General features: G+C 60.4%; 18 protein-coding genes. 8 read left to right on the top strand and 10 right to left on the bottom strand.

From position 1 onward, the window contains the following. Nucleotides 1-12: 12 nt before the first annotated feature. The 4 genes from BRPE64_RS22055 to BRPE64_RS22040 all read left to right on the top strand — a co-directional run bounded on the left by BRPE64_RS22055 (nucleotide 13) and on the right by BRPE64_RS22040 (nucleotide 4,228). Nucleotides 13-1,413, top strand: coding sequence for an FAD-dependent oxidoreductase (locus tag BRPE64_RS22055; RefSeq protein ID WP_044042855.1), 1,401 nt, complete (start codon nucleotides 13-15; stop codon nucleotides 1,411-1,413). Between the two features lie 91 nt (nucleotides 1,414-1,504). Then, nucleotides 1,505-1,960, top strand: a complete 456-nt coding sequence (locus tag BRPE64_RS22050; protein ID WP_016347074.1) for a RidA family protein — start codon at nucleotides 1,505-1,507, stop codon at nucleotides 1,958-1,960. Nucleotides 1,961-2,209: 249 nt separating this feature from the next. Further along, entirely contained in the window at nucleotides 2,210-3,571 is a 1,362-nt protein-coding gene (locus BRPE64_RS22045; RefSeq protein ID WP_016347073.1) for an FAD-dependent oxidoreductase, read from the top strand. 138 nt (nucleotides 3,572-3,709) lie between these two features. Further along, nucleotides 3,710-4,228, top strand: coding sequence for a cytochrome P460 family protein (locus BRPE64_RS22040; RefSeq protein ID WP_044042854.1), 519 nt, complete (start codon nucleotides 3,710-3,712; stop codon nucleotides 4,226-4,228). A 55-nt stretch (nucleotides 4,229-4,283) separates the two neighbouring features. On the opposite strand, the gene BRPE64_RS22035 is transcribed toward BRPE64_RS22040, so the two are convergent. Continuing rightward, nucleotides 4,284-5,231, bottom strand: coding sequence for an alpha/beta fold hydrolase (locus BRPE64_RS22035; protein WP_016347071.1), 948 nt, complete (start codon nucleotides 5,229-5,231; stop codon nucleotides 4,284-4,286). A 175-nt stretch (nucleotides 5,232-5,406) separates the two neighbouring features. Further along, nucleotides 5,407-6,249, bottom strand: coding sequence for an amidohydrolase family protein (locus BRPE64_RS22030; RefSeq protein WP_016347070.1), 843 nt, complete (start codon nucleotides 6,247-6,249; stop codon nucleotides 5,407-5,409). Between the two features lie 395 nt (nucleotides 6,250-6,644). Between BRPE64_RS22030 and BRPE64_RS22025 the strand changes: the two genes are divergently transcribed. Next, nucleotides 6,645-7,481: a bifunctional allantoicase/(S)-ureidoglycine aminohydrolase gene (locus BRPE64_RS22025; protein ID WP_016347069.1), complete on the top strand. Its 837-nt coding sequence runs from the start codon at nucleotides 6,645-6,647 to the stop codon at nucleotides 7,479-7,481. Nucleotides 7,482-7,521: 40 nt separating this feature from the next. Beyond that, nucleotides 7,522-8,403, top strand: a complete 882-nt coding sequence (locus tag BRPE64_RS22020; protein ID WP_016347068.1) for a LysR family transcriptional regulator — start codon at nucleotides 7,522-7,524, stop codon at nucleotides 8,401-8,403. Between the two features lie 38 nt (nucleotides 8,404-8,441). Here BRPE64_RS22020 and BRPE64_RS22015 read toward each other — a convergent pair whose 3' ends face one another. Both BRPE64_RS22015 and BRPE64_RS22010 read right to left on the bottom strand, forming a co-directional pair. Further along, nucleotides 8,442-9,089, bottom strand: coding sequence for an HAD family hydrolase (locus tag BRPE64_RS22015; protein ID WP_016347067.1), 648 nt, complete (start codon nucleotides 9,087-9,089; stop codon nucleotides 8,442-8,444). Nucleotides 9,090-9,214: 125 nt separating this feature from the next. Then, nucleotides 9,215-9,607 (bottom strand): Rrf2 family transcriptional regulator, encoded by a 393-nt coding sequence (locus BRPE64_RS22010; protein WP_016347066.1) that lies wholly within the window; start codon nucleotides 9,605-9,607, stop codon nucleotides 9,215-9,217. A 310-nt stretch (nucleotides 9,608-9,917) separates the two neighbouring features. On the opposite strand from BRPE64_RS22010, the gene BRPE64_RS22005 reads away from it, so the two are divergent. Next, nucleotides 9,918-10,997, top strand: a complete 1,080-nt coding sequence (locus BRPE64_RS22005; protein WP_044042852.1) for an alkene reductase — start codon at nucleotides 9,918-9,920, stop codon at nucleotides 10,995-10,997. 12 nt (nucleotides 10,998-11,009) lie between these two features. Here the strand turns inward: BRPE64_RS22005 and BRPE64_RS22000 are convergent, their stop codons facing one another. The 5 genes from BRPE64_RS22000 to BRPE64_RS21980 all read right to left on the bottom strand — a co-directional run bounded on the left by BRPE64_RS22000 (nucleotide 11,010) and on the right by BRPE64_RS21980 (nucleotide 14,783). Next, nucleotides 11,010-11,285 (bottom strand): hypothetical protein, encoded by a 276-nt coding sequence (locus BRPE64_RS22000; RefSeq protein WP_084675795.1) that lies wholly within the window; start codon nucleotides 11,283-11,285, stop codon nucleotides 11,010-11,012. Between the two features lie 222 nt (nucleotides 11,286-11,507). Further along, complete coding sequence (locus BRPE64_RS21995; protein WP_044042851.1) at nucleotides 11,508-11,837, bottom strand: YciI family protein; 330 nt, start codon at nucleotides 11,835-11,837, stop codon at nucleotides 11,508-11,510. A 193-nt stretch (nucleotides 11,838-12,030) separates the two neighbouring features. After that, nucleotides 12,031-12,936: a LysR family transcriptional regulator gene (locus tag BRPE64_RS21990; protein WP_044042850.1), complete on the bottom strand. Its 906-nt coding sequence runs from the start codon at nucleotides 12,934-12,936 to the stop codon at nucleotides 12,031-12,033. Nucleotides 12,937-13,009: 73 nt separating this feature from the next. Then, nucleotides 13,010-13,759, bottom strand: a complete 750-nt coding sequence (locus BRPE64_RS21985) for an SDR family NAD(P)-dependent oxidoreductase (protein WP_016347061.1) — start codon at nucleotides 13,757-13,759, stop codon at nucleotides 13,010-13,012. Between the two features lie 151 nt (nucleotides 13,760-13,910). Then, nucleotides 13,911-14,783 carry an AraC family transcriptional regulator gene (locus BRPE64_RS21980; protein WP_044043042.1) on the bottom strand — a complete coding sequence of 291 codons (873 nt, stop codon included), beginning with the start codon at nucleotides 14,781-14,783 and terminating at the stop codon, nucleotides 13,911-13,913. Nucleotides 14,784-14,963: 180 nt separating this feature from the next. Here BRPE64_RS21980 and BRPE64_RS21975 point away from each other — a divergent pair, with 180 nt between their 5' ends. Beyond that, complete coding sequence (locus tag BRPE64_RS21975; protein WP_016347058.1) at nucleotides 14,964-15,848, top strand: NmrA family NAD(P)-binding protein; 885 nt, start codon at nucleotides 14,964-14,966, stop codon at nucleotides 15,846-15,848. Here the strand turns inward: BRPE64_RS21975 and BRPE64_RS21970 are convergent. Beyond that, nucleotides 15,838-16,599, bottom strand: a complete 762-nt coding sequence (locus BRPE64_RS21970; protein ID WP_016347057.1) for a 3-oxoacyl-ACP reductase — start codon at nucleotides 16,597-16,599, stop codon at nucleotides 15,838-15,840. The two genes, BRPE64_RS21975 and BRPE64_RS21970, sit on opposite strands and share 11 nt — an antisense overlap. Nucleotides 16,600-16,717 lie beyond the last annotated feature (118 nt).

Below are 16,717 nucleotides of genomic sequence, written 5' to 3'. Positions count from 1 at the left end.
TTGGAGAAGGTCATGTCTCAGATCGAACAGTTCGATAAGTTGATTCTCGGCAGTGGGCAGGGCGGGAAGCTTCTGGCGTGGCATTTGGCGCGCGCGGGGCAGCGCGTCGCCGTGGTCGAGCGGCAGTGGGTGGGCGGCTCGTGTCCCGCCGTCGCGTGTCTGCCCAGCAAGAACGAAATCTGGAGCGCGCGCGTCGCGCATCTGACGCGGCATGCCGCTGATTTCGGCGTAGCGACGGGCGATGTCGCCGTGGATATGGCGAAGGTTCGTGCTCGCAAGCACGGCATGGTGGAACGGGAAGCCGCATTTCACGTGCAGGCGTATGCATCGAGCGGCGCCGAGCTGATCATGGGCGTCGGGCGCTTCGTCGGGCCGAAGACCATCGAGGTGCAGCTCAATGACGGCGGCGCCCGCACGCTTGGCGGCAATCAGGTTGTGGTCAACGTCGGCACGCACGCCGCGATTCCGGACGTGCCGGGCCTGCGCGCGGCCAACCCGCTGACGCATATCGGCGCGCTGGATCTCGAACGCGCGCCAGCGCATCTGATCGTGCTCGGCGGCGGTTATATCGGTGTGGAGATGGCGCAGGCGTATCGGCGCTTCGGCAGCCGCGTGACGCTCATCGAGCGCGGTGCGCGGCTGATGGCCCGCGAAGATGCCGACGTCGGCGACGAGATGCTGCGCATCGTTCGAGCGGAAGAGATCGACGTCGTGCTGGACGCGCAGACGATCCGCGTCGAAGGGCATTCGGGCACGCAGATACGCGTTGTCGTGCGCACGCCTTCGGGCGAGGAGACCGTGGAAGGCAGCGACATTCTGGTCGCGGCCGGGCGCATTCCGAACACCGCCGATATCGGCCTGGAGCAGGCCGGCATCGAACTGGATGAGCGCGGCTATATTCGCGTGAACGATCGGCTGCAAACATCGGCGCGCGATGTCTGGGCGATCGGTGAAGTCGCGGGAAGCCCGCAATTCACGCATGTTTCTGTCGATGACTTCAGGATCGTGCGCGACAACATGGCGGGCGGACATCGCAGCACCGGCGAGCGGCTGATTCCCTACACGCTGTTCACCGATCCGCCGCTCGCACGCGTCGGACTGAGCGAGACCGATGCGCGGCGCGAGGGCATTGCCGTGCGCGTTGCGACGCTACCGATGAGCAATGTGCTGCGCACGGAAGCGACGGACGAAAAGCAGGGCTTCATGAAAGTGCTCGTTGGCGCGGATGACGACCGCATCCTCGGCTTCACGATGATCGGCTCGGAAGCGGGAGAAGTGCTGGCGTCGATTCAAACGGCGATGATCGCGCAGCTTCCGTATCCGAAGCTCCGCGATGCCGTGATCTCTCATTTGACCGTTGCCGAAGGTCTCGGGCCGTTGCTGTCCCGTTTGCCTGAGCGGGCCGCGCGGTAGTGGATGGCGGTAGCCCGCAAGCCCGGGCTACCGCTACGCCAAAAAATTGACTGCGTTACTCTACGGTTCGTCACGTCACTCAGAGCCGAACATGAACGTATCCGAACGACTTGCCCAAGCCGGGCTCAAACTGCCGCCGCCCATCAACCCGCTCGGCTCGTATCGAACGGTCTCTATTGCGGGGAATCAGGTCTATGTCTCCGGTCTGGGGCCCTTCGAGGATGGCAAGCCGATCGTCGGCATCGTCGGCGGCGATATGTCGCTCGAGCAGGCCCGGCACGCTGCCCATCTGACGATGCTCATGATCCTCGCCTGCGTCGATCAGGCATGCGGGCTCGACAACATCGAGCGATGCAGCCGGTTGACCGTCTACGTGCGCGCGGAACAGTCGTTCATTCAGCATCCGCAAGTAGCCAATGGCGCCAGCGATCTCCTGCTGACATTGTTTGGACCAGACAAGCTTCCGGCTCGAAGCGCACTCGGCGTGCATACCTTGCCGATGGGCATCCCGGTTGAGATCGACAGCATCTTCGAATTGAAGCGATAAAGACAGCCCGATTCACACAACGCAATACGCCGCCCACCCTGTGCAGAGTCTTGTCAGACGAAATCATTGAGCCGCTTGAGCCGATTGAGCCGATTGAGCCGATTGAGCCGCTTGAGCTTGTTTGTGAGCCGATCGAGCATGTGCTTTCGGGTTTGCCACCGCTAGACTTGATTCAACAGCAGTCGTCGTAGTCGCTCACAGCCGGCGCCGACGATGCAAACACGGTCGATAGCAAACAGGAGGCTCAAAATGTCGGACGTCGAGCACTATGAGTATGTTTTTCTTGGCGGCGGAAAAGGCGGCAAGACGCTTGCCATGGAACTGGCCAACGCGGGTCGCCGGGTTGCGTTGATCGAACGTGGAATGATCGGCGGCTCGTGTATCAATGTCGCGTGTATTCCCACCAAGACGCTGATTCAACAGGCGCGGGTCGCCCACGTCAGCAAGACGGCCAAACCGGATATGGCGCAGGTCAGGCGTAACGTACAGGCGGTCGTCGAGGGCATGGTCGACATCAACATGAAAGCCTTCGTCGATTCGGGTTTCGAGTTGCTGTTGGGCACAGGCCATTTCATCGGCCCGCGACGCATTCATGTCCGGATGAACGATGGTTCCGAGCGACAACTGGAAGGCGAACATGTGTTCATCAACACCGGTACGACGGCTGCCATTCCGGATGTCCCCGGTTTGCGGGCGGCTGCACCGTTGACGCACGTCGAAGCGCTGCAACTCGACGTGACGCCCGATCATCTAATCGTGATCGGGGGTGGTTATATCGGCCTCGAAATGGCGCAGGCGTTTCATCGGCTCGGCGCGCCGGTTACGCTGATTCAGGAAGCACCGCGCGTCGCGATGCGTGAGGATGAAGACGTCACGTCGCTGATCGAAGCTTCGTTGAAGGAAGAAGGCATCGACGTTCGCGTAGGCGTGAAGCCGGTCAAGGTGACGGGCACATCGGGGCAAGCCGTAAAGATCGAACTCGATAACGGCGACATCGTGTCGGGCAGCCACGTACTCGTCGCCACAGGACGCACACCCGTCACCAAGACGCTCGGTCTGGATGCAGCCGGCGTGGAAGTCGATGCGCGCGGATTCATCAAGGTCGACGAACGGCTTGCCACCACGGCGCAGAACACGTGGGCGATCGGCGAAGTGGCGGGTACGCCCATGTTCACGCACGCTTCGTTCGACGACTATCGCGTGTTGAAGTCGCAACTTGCCGGCGGCTCGAAGACGACAACCGGACGGGTGATTCCGTACGCGCTCTTTATCGAGCCGGAACTCGGCCGGATCGGACTGAATGAAGCGGAAGCGAAGGCGCAGGGTATTGCGGTCCGCGTCGCCAAACTGCCGATGGCGGCGATACCGCGCGCCCGCACGAACGGGGCCACGAACGGCTTCATGAAGATCCTGATCGATGCACATTCGGACCGCATTCTCGGCTTCACGATGCTGGGCACGAACGCGGGCGATGTCGTGACAGCAGTGCAGATGGCCATGCTTGGCAACCTGCCTTATACAGCAGTGCGTGACGCAATCATTTCGCACCCGTTGATCTCCGAAGGCCTCAACATCCTGCTCGCCAAGGTTCCGCCGCGCAAGACCGATTGATGGTGCGATGAGTTAGATGTGCAAGCCGCAGGCGCGCTGGCATTGCCGCGCGCCGCGGTCTTAGCTTGACAACGATAAGTCGCACAGCTAGCTTCAAATTTGGCTTAAGCGGTGCGCATACGATTCGGAGGCTCTTAGATGACTCGGACATTGATCGTCCTGGCGTTGATATCGACGTCGCTGTCCGGTTCCATTGCGCTATCGACCGAAGCAGAAGAAAACGCCTCGCCGGTTTTTGGCGTGACCTTGCCCGCAGGCTACCGCGATTGGCAATTCATCAGCGTGGCGCATGAAGCGGGCAACAACAACGATATCCGCGGCATCCTCGGAAACGACATTGCAATGAAAGCCCTCAAGGAAGGGAAGCTGCCCTTTCCGGACGGCTCCATCATCGTGCGACTGGCCTACGAGTATGTATCGTCGGAACGGAACAACGCTATTTTCGGCCGCGAACAGTCCTTCGTCGCCGGAGCGCCGACTAACGTTCAGATCGAGGTAAAAGACTCCAAGCGTTACGCGAATACGGGCGGATGGGGTTACGGACAGTTCGAGAACGGTAAGGCCAATCCGAGCGTGAAGATCGTTAATAGCTGCTTTGCTTGCCATGCAAAATTGCCATCTAACGCAGATTTCGTGTTCACGACATATTCCAGATAGGCCGGCTTGAAAGCCCCTAAGCGTCAGTCTCCGCTCGCACACGTCGCCCTTAGATTTATGGCGCTGCGTCGCTCGACCGAGGTTCGGAATCCACGTTGCGCGCAAGGAAATCGCGTATCAGCGGCACCATCTCATCCGCCTTGTCTTCCAGCGCAAAATGACCCGTATCGAGCAGATGGGTCTCGACATCAGGCAGATCGTTCTTGTACGGATATGCGCCGTCCGCCGGAAAGATGAAGTCGTTCTTGCCCCACACGATCAGCATCGGCGGTTTGAACTCGCGGAAATACGCCTGCAATCGCGGGTATAGCGGCAGATTGGTTCTATAGTCATAGAACAGGTCGAGCTGGATGTCATTGTTGCCCGGACGATCGAGCAAGGCTTGATCGTGGACCCAGTTGTCCGGCGATATGCGAGTGCGATCGGACATGCCGTCTGTGTATTGAAAAATCGTCGTCTCTAGCGTGAGTAGCGAAAGCAACGCTTTCCGGCTTGCATCCGAGCCGTCGGCCCAATAGGTTTTGATAGGGTCCCAGAACGCCTTAAGGCCTTCGTCGTAAGCATTCCCGTTTTGCACGATAAAGCCCGTCACGCGGTCCGGATGCTTGAGAGCAAGTCTCCAGCCAACGGGGGCACCATAGTCCATGACATACATGGCGTACCGTCTCACGCCGAGTTGATCGAGAAGGCCGTCTACGAGTTCGCTGAACCGATCGAACGTATAGGCAAATTCCGCGCGATCCGGCATGTCGCTTTGACCATAGCCGGGATAATCCGGCGCAATCACGTGGTAACGATCGGCGAGTGCGGGAATCAGGTGCCTGAACATGTGCGACGACGTCGGAAATCCGTGCAACAGCAGAACCACAGGCGCGTCCGCCGGCCCGGCCTCCCGATAAAAAATCTTGAGTCCCTCGATTTCCGCGGTTCGATGATAGGTAACAGGAAAAGCGGACTTCGATAAGCTCAACGCGGACTTAGCATTCGAAGCGGCATTGTTCATAACGATGCTCCTTGGGCTGGATAGGTGACCCGGGACTCAGCGCCAGGCGATGACCCGTCAGTGGAAACCACAGCGTGCAGGATAAAAGCATAGTTGATCATTGCGCCTTTATAGCCATCTTTCTAAACGGGATAACGGGGCCTGTCATGCAGCTCGGCCATTTCGAGCGTCTCGTCTACCTCGCTGCTAAAGACCCAAAGCCAAACAACTTGCGCGGCGTGTCCCACAAGATCCGCCTGCGTTCGGCAGGATCGGGCACCACGCTCGCGAACAACTCCAGCAGCGGCCCGTAGTCGAGCCGCGAGCTTGCCCGAAGGAACGGCCAGTCCGAACCCCATACGCAAGCGTCAGGACCGAACGTTCGCACGAGTTCTCGCACGAAGACCTGTGCGTCATCGTATGGATGATCGGCTTGCGAAAACTTCTGCAAACCGGAAAGTTTGACTGTCGTGCGGCCACCGTCCGCGAGTCGCAACAGCGCCTGAAAACCCGGCTGATTCAGACCGACGGCGACATCGGGCCGGCCGCAATGATCGATGAGAATCCGCGTGCGCACGCTTTCGAGCATCGGCGTTATTCGAACGAGTTGATCGTCGACGACCTGAATCTGCGCAAACAGGTCGAGGTCTGCAAGCATGTCGAGTAGCGCTTTGGCGCCTGTCACGACTTCGACGCCTTCCATCGCGGGATTAAACGCCACGCCGACTACCCCGGCATCTTTCAGGCCGAGCAGCTCGGCATGAGTCACGTCGTTGTCCACGACCGCGATGCCCTTGAAGCGTCCGCCTGCATGGCGGATCGCGTCGAGCATGCAACGATTGTCGGTTCGATAACCGCTCGTAGGGCCGACGAGCAGCGCGTGACGCACGCCATTGGCATCCATCACGCGCAGGAATTGCGCGGCCGTCCCGATCTCCTGACCCGAAGGCCTGTAGACGGTGTCCTCGCGATACGGAAAGCGCACGGGGTCGAAGATATGGTTGTGGCAATCGATCTTGTCTTCGTCGTAGATGGTCATCGGTCGGGTTTCTCGCTTGATCGTTGATGTTCGTGCGCTTGCCGGTCCGTCATGCTGCGCGCCGCCTGGTAGTCATCAGGGTATATCAAACATGTGACCGTTAAACGTGGCACGTCGACAGGCCAACATTCATAAAACAAATAGGGGGCATTCCAACATTTAATTTGTGAATGTCGCGCGTCTCTTATATGTTCTAAAAGTACCGCTACGCTCCGGATAAGCGATCATGGCCTAAAGTGCCGCAGCGACGCAGACTTCATCAATCTGAAGCTACTAGCGGACCGCACCACCGTTCGCTAGTGACCCACTCCGGGGCGATTCGTCCCGCTTTACGCTCACGTCCGGCAAGCGCGTTTTACACAAACCACGACGTGAATTCCAACGGAGACTCTTTCATGTCACGCAACACTTACTATGCGCCGCACGGCGGCCATCCGGCACAGACCGAACTGCTGACCGATCGCGCAATGTTCACCGAAGCATATGCCGTCATTCCCAAAGGCGTGATGCGCGATATCGTCACCAGTCATCTGCCGTTCTGGGACAAGACGCGCCTGTGGGTGCTGGCGCGTCCTCTATCCGGGTTTGCCGAAACGTTCTCGCAATACATCATGGAAGTGGCGTCGGGCGGCGGCAGCGAGCAACCGGAACAAGATCCGAATGCCGAAGGCGTGCTCTTCGTCGTCGAAGGCGAAATCGAAGTGACGCTGCAAGGCACCGTGCACGTTCTGAAGTCCGGCGGCTATGCGTTCATTCCGCCGGGAACGAACTGGCAATTGCGTAACCGTCACGCCGATACCGCCCGCTTCCACTGGATCCGCAAGCATTTCGAAGCCGTGGATGGCGTGCCGCTTCCCGAAGCCTTCGTCACGAACGAGCACGATATCGAGCCGATTCCCATGCCCGGCACCGAAGGACGCTGGGTCACGACGCGCTTCGTCGATCCCGCCGACATGCGTCACGACATGCACGTCAACATCGTCACGTTCCAGCCGGGCGGCGTCATCCCGTTCGCGGAAACGCATGTGATGGAACATGGCTTGTACGTGCTCGAAGGCAAGGCGGTTTATCGTCTCAATCAGGATTGGGTCGAGGTCGAAGCCGGTGACTTCATGTGGCTGCGCGCCTTCTGTCCGCAGGCCTGCTATGCGGGTGGACCGGATCGCTTCCGCTATCTGCTGTACAAAGACGTGAACCGCCATGTCAAGTTGACGCTCAACGCACCGCGTTAATAAGCTTTAGCGTCGGCGGCTTAAAAAAATAAATGGTGCGATGAAACACCTTGCCAAAGCGCGGACTCCGCTATTCGACCTCGATCTGCTGAAAGCCATCGTGATGGTGGCCGACTGCGGAACCTTTACCGCTGCTTCGGCCCGGCTTCATTCGACGCAGTCCACGGTGAGTCAGAAGGTCCGGCGTCTGGAGGACATGGCGGGACACAAGCTGCTCGAACGCGGCAGCGGCGATGTTCGTCCGACCGATGCCGGAGAGACCCTGCTCGCTTACGCGCGCCGCATGCTCGCGCTCAACGACGAAATGAGCGAGGCGCTATCGGGCGCGAACGTCGGCTTGACTGTGCGTCTTGGCGTGCCGGAAGACTTCGTCGGCGGCACCACGACGCATATGTTGGCGGCGTTCAATCGCGAGCATCCGCAGGTCAAGCTCGAAGTGACGAGCGGACTGAGCCGCGACTTGAGCAACAGCTACGATCGCGGCGAACTCGATCTGGTCCTCGTCAAGCAGCGCCGCAGCAGCCGCGAGGCCGTCGCGAGCTGGCCAGAGCAGTTGCGGTGGATCGACTGCGCGAAGAATCCCTGTTTCCGGCTCGATCCCGTTCCTCTCGTCGCGTTTCCGCCGCGCGGCCTCTATCGCGACGACATGACCCATGCGATCGAAAGCATCGGACGGCGCTGGCGTTTGAGCTTCATCAGTTCGAGTCTGAGCGGCATTCAGGCGGCCGTCGCCGATGGTCTGGGTATCAGCCTGATTCCGGCGCGCGCGGTCACGCCGGATCACGTCGTGTTGACGCAAAAAAGCGGGCTGCCTCCGATCGAAAGCATGGAGATCGCGCTGTTGCATCGTCCGCTCGGCGATCCAGTCGTGAAGGAGCTTGCGCGCGCGTTGAAGCGGATGTTCGGGTCGCAGCGGCGTTAGCGCGATGCGTCGCTAAGAGGCTATCGCAAGCGCTCCAATCACTCCGGCCCAAGCCCCAGCGCCAATGCCAGTTCATGCGCCGAGCGCACGAGCTGCGCTTCTGCGGGAAAGAGTGCGGCGTCATTATCGTCGACGGGCCACGCGAGAACGCGCATTTGCGCGGCGATGGCCGCACGCGCGCCGGTCGGGCTGTCTTCCACCGCAATCACTTCTTCCGGGTCGAGACGCAAGAGCCACGCGGCGCGCTCGTAAGGCTCCGGGTTCGGCTTGCCATGGCGCACATCATTGACGCTGATGGTCACGAGCGATGGCTCTTCGATACCGAGCGCGCGCAGATTCGCTTCGAGCAACATCCGCGAGGCATTCGACACGATTGCCTGCGTGATGCCCGCCGCTTTCGCCGCGCGATACACTTCGAGCGCACCCGGACGCGCCACGAGCTTGGTTGCGCCCTGCAAATAAGCGCGCGCGCGAAACGCAGACCAGCTCGCGAAGTCGACCGACAAGCCGAAACGCTCGCAACACAATGCGTGTACTTCGCGGCCCGTCTTGCCGAAGACGAGCGGATGCATCTCTTCGCCCGCCGTCACGCCATGATGCGCAAGCGCCTCAAGCAACGTCTGCAAATGAAGCGACTCGCTTTCCGCCAGCGTGCCGTCCATGTCCCACAAAATCGCCTTGATCAAAGCTCGATAGTTCCTTTTCGCCGGAAGTTTGCAGCGTGAGCGCGAAGCAGAATGATCCGCTCACGGCCCTCGCCCAAAAGCCGCAGCCTATCACGCAGCGTCCGCTTCCTGCATAAACGCCCCGCTCAACTCTGCCTACGCGATGCCACCGTCTCGGCCAGAATCGATTCGATGGTTTCTTCGGCGAGCGTCGCGCGTGCGGCTTCGTCGATCGATGCATACACACGGCTCAGCGGCAATCCTATGCCTCGGCCTACGGGACATCGCTGACTGGGTCTGGACGCGTGGAGGGCGAATTGCGGGCCCTCTTCGAGTGCATCGAATATGTCGAGCAGCGTAATCTCGCCCGCATCTTTGGCAAGGCGCCAACCCGCATTCACACCGCGATAGCTTTCGACCAGACCCGCCTTCGCGAGATATCCGAGCATGCGGCGGATAACGACGGGATTGGTGTTGACACTCGCCGCGATGCGATCAGACGTGACCGGATCGGACTCTCTGCGCGCAACGAGCGCCATCCACGTCAGTATGTGAGTTGCCACGGTCAGCCGGCTGTTGGCGCCCATATCGTCATGCCCTCGAATTCCAGTCATAACTATATTGGTTACATCGACACGCGTCAAACGACATCATCTCTACGCCGCACCGCTCTCTCACTTGCCGTTTCGACAATAAAGCATTTCAAACGCCGCATTGTTCGCGCCTTCGACATCTACTAGCATGCGCTGTAACTAATGTTGTTACATCAAGTGCGTGCGTGACGCTTCATGAATGCTTCAGACGAATGCACGCGGTTCAAGAACTCAACATCGAGACGAGGATTTTCAAATGTCGACACTCTTCACGCCCGTCCAGATCGGCGGGATCACATTGCGTAACCGCATTGTCATGGCGCCGCTCACGCGCATGCGTGCATTCGACGAACGCGCGCCGGGCCCGCTCAACGCCCGCCACTATGCGTTGCGTGCTACGGCCGGCCTCATCATCACCGAGGCCACTTCGGTGACGCCTCAGGGCGTCGGTTATCCCAATACCCCGGGCATCTGGAGCGAGAAGCAAATCGAAGGATGGACGCGGGTCGTGTCCGGGGTGCACGAAGCGGGCGGCAAAATCGTGTCGCAACTCTGGCATGTGGGCCGCGTGTCGGACCCCGTCTACCATGACGGACAGCCACCGGTTGCACCGAGCGCCATCGCGCCGCAGGGTCACGTCAACCGTGTTCGGCCCATGCGTCCCTATGCGGTTCCGCGTGCGCTGGAAACGGAGGAAATCCCCGGCATCGTCGAAGATTTTCGCCGTGGCGCCGAGAACGCGCAGCGCGCCGGTTTCGATGGCGTCGAGCTTCATGCGGCCAACGGCTATCTGTTCGATCAGTTCCTGCACGATGGATCGAACCTGCGCAACGACCGGTATGGCGGCAGTATCGAGAACCGCGCGCGCTTTCTGCTCGAAGCGGTCGATGCATTGCTCACGGTCTGGCCCGCCGATCGCGTCGGCGTGCACCTGAACCTGATGTCGAGTTCGTACTCGATGCATGACTCCAATCCGCGCGCGCTGTTCACCTACGTGGCGGAGCAACTCAACGCACGGCATATCGGCTTCATCTTTGCGCGCGAATCGCTCGATCGCGGCGACGAGCGCATCGGACGTGACGTGCGGCGCATCTTCAAGGGTGCGTATATTCTCAACGAAGGGCTGACGAAGGAGAGTGCCGAGCGCGCGATCGAACGCGGTGAAGGCGATGCCGCTGCATTCGGCCGTCACTTCATGGCGAACCCGGATCTGGTCGAACGCTTTCGACTCGACGCGCCGCTCAACGAAGTGGATGCAGACACGATCTATCGCGACGACGAAACCGGATATAACGATTATCCCTTGCTCGGGGACGTCGCAGCGCAGGCGATATGACGCAGACGACGCTCAACACTCCCGCGCCCTTCGCAACGAAGCCGAATATCGCAACATGCCGATGCAAACGTCGGTGAGATAATCGACATCGCGCGGCAATGCGATCGAATCCTGATCCATCAACCAGTCGCGCGGCACGCCGCCGAGAAACGCGTGCACTACGCTCGATGCGCGTTCGGTGTCGAGGTCCGGCGGCAACTGTCCCCGCGCGATTGCATTAGCTAAACCGAGTTCGAGCCGCTTGCGGCCATGACGCGCCGCATCGCGCTGCCGTCGCGATTGCGCTATTCACTAACTAACATTGTCGATCGCGCCATCCGGTCTTTTATCGGGCAATGTGTCCGGAAAATTTGTCGACCATCGCCGGGCCATGTTTCGGCATGGATCGAAAAAAATCTCCTTACACATTTTCTAAACGAGGCTTTCCATATCCGAGTCTGCGCTAAAAAAATCGACAAGCGGCATGCGTGAGAAAAGCCGGCTTGCGCTCGCTTCGCCGGCATCGTGCTCTTAGTCGTGGAACGGAACCCAAAGCATCTTGACTTCGACGTTGAGCATCCCCGATTGAACCGTCGGATCGTCCGTCGCGATTTTTTCTGCTTCCGCTCGATCGCCTGCTTTGAAAATCGTCATCCCGCCGTCTGCAAGCACGCCGGAAAGACCACCCGCCTTCTCCATGAAGGGACCGCTCAGCACGGTCAAACCCCGTTCCTGCATCTCGGTCATATATGCCACATGCTTCATGAAGTCGGGCTGCTCGTTGTATTTCACGCCCTGAATCCACTTGGGCCCCGGCGTTTGAAACGCCACAAAATAGTGCGGTCCGTTTGCATCAACCATTTCTCACTCCTTGAGGAAACTTGGAAATCGGCCATCCTTCGATGACTGTGCGCCGGCCAATGATTCGCGACGCCTTGAAGACAAGATAGTCCCGCATGGATGCGCGCGGTAGAGGGCACGGGAGCATACGACGTATGCAGCCGTCGAATAGATGACGACAAGCCCGCCGCGCCGCGTGCGTTCGCGAGCGAAGTCAGCGAATCATGAGAAGAGGATCGGCGGCAAACAGCTCCGCCAGAAATTCGATGAACACGCGCGTTCTGCCCGGCAGCCGGCGGCTTCCGGGCCAGACTGCATGAATTGGAAACGCCGCAGGCCGATAAGGTTCGAGAAGCGCGACGAGCCTGCCTTCATCGACATCGCGCGCATACAGCCAGCTCGCGTTATGCCCGATGCCTAGCCCCGCGATCACCGCGGCACGGACATACTCGGCGTCGTTGCTCCTCACGGGTCCTTGCGGGATATGTTCTATCGGCCCGGCAGGCCCGAGAAACGGCCATGCACGCGGAACGTCGCGGGACATGAGCGCGATGCAATCGTGATCGGCCAGATCGTCCACCGTCTGCGGTATGCCCGCGCGATCGGCATACGCGGGGGACGTCACGGTGAGATATTCGGTGCTGCCGATGCGTCGTGCGATCTGCGTGGAGTCGTTGAGCGGACCGATGCGTATGGCGACATCGATCCCCTCTTCGATCAGATTGATATAGCGCTGCGCCACCGTGAATTCGATGCAGACATCGGGATAACGCGCGCTGAACTGCGCCATGTGCGGAAGAATGCGCATGCGGCCGAATGCCGGCGACAAGGCAACGCGCACCACGCCGGACGGCGACGCTTCACCGTTGCCAACGCGCGATTCGACCTCATCGACATTCTCGACGATCTCGACTGCGCCTTCGTAGAAGCTCTGCCCCGCATCGGTGAGACTGAGGCCTCGCGAGCTGCGGCGCAAGAGTTGTGCGCCGAGCCGCGCTTCGAGGCCGGCGATGGTTTTGCTGGCCGTCGGCTGGCTGATGCCGGCGGCGCGCGCGGCCTTCGAAAAATTGCCGGTGTCGGCAACGCGGATAAAAAGTCGCATGACATCTATACGGTCCACGGTCCCTTTCCTCCGACGTTTCGACACGCCCTAACGCATACGGCGAAGCAAGACGCCGGGCATACCGCGCAGTTTATAGCTGCGTGATGCCGCCATCCGCGATCAGGTCGATGCCCGTGCTATAGCTGCTCTCGTCCGACGCAAGAAACAGCGCCGCCGCGGCCATTTCATCGGCGCGGCCAATGCGGCCGAGCGGCGTGATTTGCTTGAACATCGCGCGTGCGCCATCCGCTTCTTCTTTCGAATCGAACTGCCCGTCGATGATCGGCGTCTCGATCAGCCCCGGACTCAACGTATTCACGCGAATGCCGCGACTCTTGAATTCCGCGGCCCACGTGCGCGTGAAGGAACGGATGGCCGCTTTCGTGGCCGCATAGACACCATAGGCCGGAAAGCCTTTGATATGCATACCGGACGCCACGAGCACGACCGAGCCGCCATCGCGCAAGAGCGGCAGCGCCTTTTGCACCGTGAAATACGTGCCGCGCGCGTTGATGCCGAAAGTCTTGTCGAAATGTTCGGGCGTTACCGACTCGGTGGGCAATACCTCGACATAGCCCGCACTGGCGACAATGATATCCAGCCCGCCTTTCTCGCGCCGCACGATTTCATAGAGACGATCGAGATCGTCGAGGTTCGCGATATCGCCCTGAACAGCCGTCACGTTCGATCCGATGATGGCCTTGGCCCTATCGAGTTCGGCCTGACGTCGTCCTGTGATGAACACATAAGCGCCTTCCGCGACGAACCTCGCCGCCGTCGCAAGCCCGATGCCGCTGCTTCCGCCCGTAATGACCGCGACCTTGCCCTGAAGCTTACCCATGATGATTCTCCGATTGAAATGAACGGTGCCGGTCGAACGCGCTATTTATGAAGCGCGTTGCGGCATGCCGGGGAGAAGGATGGGGTTCGCCGGAGCGGCTGAACAGAGGGCAGCGTGGCATAGCACGTATGCCATCAGCGCATTGGCGGGTTCAACGGGAATTGCGGACGATATCGCCCGGCGTCATGCCGATCGTGCGCTTCATCCAGTGCGCCATATGGCTTGCATGCGCAAAGCCGCAATCCAGCGCGATTCTGCTGATAGGCAAACGGCCTTGCAACAGCAGCATCTTTGCACGCTCGATGCGCTTCTCCACGACATAGCGATGCACCGGCATATCGAACGTTTCGCGAAACAGCACCTTGAAATGCGGCACGCTAAGCCCTGCGACATGAGCGAGTTCGGTAAGGGTCAAGCGCGTATCGAGATGCGCGTGAATATGGTCGATCACGCGCATCGCTATGCCGCGCGTCAACACGCCTTTGGCGGCTTTGGCGTCTAGCGTGGTCTCGGCTTCTGCGAGACGCACGATCATCGCAATGCAGAGACTCTCCGCGTAAAGTGCATCGGATGCGTGCGCAGCTTCGAGTTCCGCGCGCAGAGCCCACGCCAGATGTTGAAAGCGCGGATCGCGCCATTGAAAGCGCGGCGCGATGTCCGCATGCGCGTGACGCCCGCCAAGCTGCGACAGCGTGCGTCGCGCGAATTCGTCGGTGAAGGAGATGCGCAGGATCGTGCAGTCGGCGTCGTCGGACCATTGACCATCGAGGCCTGCCGGGATCACGTCGGCGTCGCCGTGAGATTGCACGCGCGACAAGTTGCGTCCATCGCAATGACAATGCGCGGTCACCGGCGGGCCGACATGCACGCCGACGCGATGTTCAAGCATGGCCGGAACACGATGCACGCCCGCCGCGATGCCGACCAGCTCCGCTTCGAAGCCCGACCAGCCCAAATGTTCGCTCGAATGCAGGCGCTCGCGCGCACCGGCGTGAAGTCTCACCACAGGGTCGGTCGCATTCACGGTTCGCACCTTCGTAGAAGCGGTTTTTGCGCATTATGCATCGATTGTTCGCGCTTCGCCCGCATCGGCCGCCACGGTGCACGATCATCCGTTCTTGCTCGCGACCATCCATTCGTGCGCGACATCGTTTGACCGCCGCAATACGCTAGCGATGTTCAAAGACAAGATGGGAGTCGAAACATGTACGTGATTTTCGGTGCGGCAGGCAAGGTCGGACAAACGACTGCGATGGAATTGCAGCGCGCGTCTCAGCCCGTGCGGGCGGTTGTCCGCGATGCGGCTCAGGGTGCTGCGCTGGCACGCATCGGTTGCGAAGTGGCGGTGGCGGATCTGCGCGACCCGCCATCGCTCGATCGCGCACTCGACGGCGCGCACGCTATCCAGATCCTCGTTCCGTTACCGCAACACGATCCTCATCCCGCCGATACGATGCGCGCAACCATCGACATAACGGCGCGCGCACTCGCCGGTCATCGCGATGCTCACGTCGTCGCGCTATCCGATTACGGTGCTGAGCTTGCGGACAACATCGGCATCACGACGTTGTTTCATTATTTCGAAGCGGCATTGCGCAACGTATCGACGAAACTCACGTTGCTGCGCTCCGCCGAACATATGCAGAACTGGTTGCGCGTGTTGCCGCTCGCATTATCGAACGGTGTGTTGCCGAGCTTTCATGATCCACTCGACAAGCGCTTTCCGACCATCTCGGCGAACGATGTGGGCGTCGTCTCGGCGCGTCTGCTGAGTGATGGATTCGACGCTCGCGGCACACGCATCGTGAGCGTCGAAGGCCCGGCGCGCGTGAGTGCGAACGATGTCGCGCAGGCTATCGCAACGGCAAGCGGGCGAGCCGTCACCGCGCTCGCCACGCCACGCGACCAGTGGGCGCTTACGCTTGCGCGCGCGGGTTTGAGCGCACAGCATGCGCAACTGATCATCGATTTGTTCGATGCACACAATGCGGGTCGCATCGACGTTCAGGCGGATGCCGGCGAACGCGCATTCGGTACGACCACGCTTAACCACGCGATCGCAGCGATGGTCGCCTCGATCAGCCCTTGACGAGTCCTCCATCGACGACGAGGTTTTGTCCCGTCACCGCGCGCGCCCAAGGCGAGAGGAAGAACAGCACCGCATCGGCGAATTCGGCGGGCGTCGTGACGCGACGTAACGGCGTGAATCCCGCGACCATGTCGAACACGGCTTCGGGCGTTGCGCTGCTGGCATCGGTGGTGCGCAGCAGGCCACCCGACACCATGTTCACCGTGATGCCATCCGGCCCGAGATCGTTCGATGCGGTTCTCGTCAACGCAAGCAACGCCGCCTTGGCCGCCGTGTAGTCGTGATACGGCACGACCGGGTTCTGAAACAGATTGGTCCCGACATTCACGATGCGGCCGAAGCCTGCCGCACGCATCGCGGGCAATGCGGCCTGAATCGTGTTGAGCGCGCCTTTGAGCGCACCATCGATCTGCTGCTGAAAGCGCGTCCATTCGATATCGCCGAGCTTCGGACGCGCATCGCCGTCAAAGCTGAAATCGGCGAGCGCGTTGTTCACCACGGCATGCACCGGCCCGCCGCTTACTGCGCGGGCTTCTTCGAAGAGACGCGCGACCGACGCCGCATCGGTAATATCAGCCTGAATCGCCACGACGCGCGGCCCGAGCCGCTCGGCGAGCGACTTCGCTTGCGCCTCGCTGCGGCGATAATTGATCACCACGCTCGCGCCCTCGCGTGCGAGCGCTTCGCTGATTGCCGCGCCGAGGCCACGCGCGCCGCCGGTTACGAGTACGTTTTGTTCGGATAGCCGCATCGAAATCTCCAGGGACAAGTCGGGGCATTATGCAGGACGATTCGACGGCAACGCGCGTCGTCGCATAATCTGCTTCTCTTCGAAGTAATTCGAGCAACGGCGATCAGCCATAGATCAG

It is taken from the genome of Caballeronia insecticola (assembly GCF_000402035.1).
Lineage (GTDB): Bacteria > Pseudomonadota > Gammaproteobacteria > Burkholderiales > Burkholderiaceae > Caballeronia > Caballeronia insecticola.
Note: the sequence above shows the minus strand (reverse complement) of the source record. Positions and strands in the feature narration are given on the sequence as shown.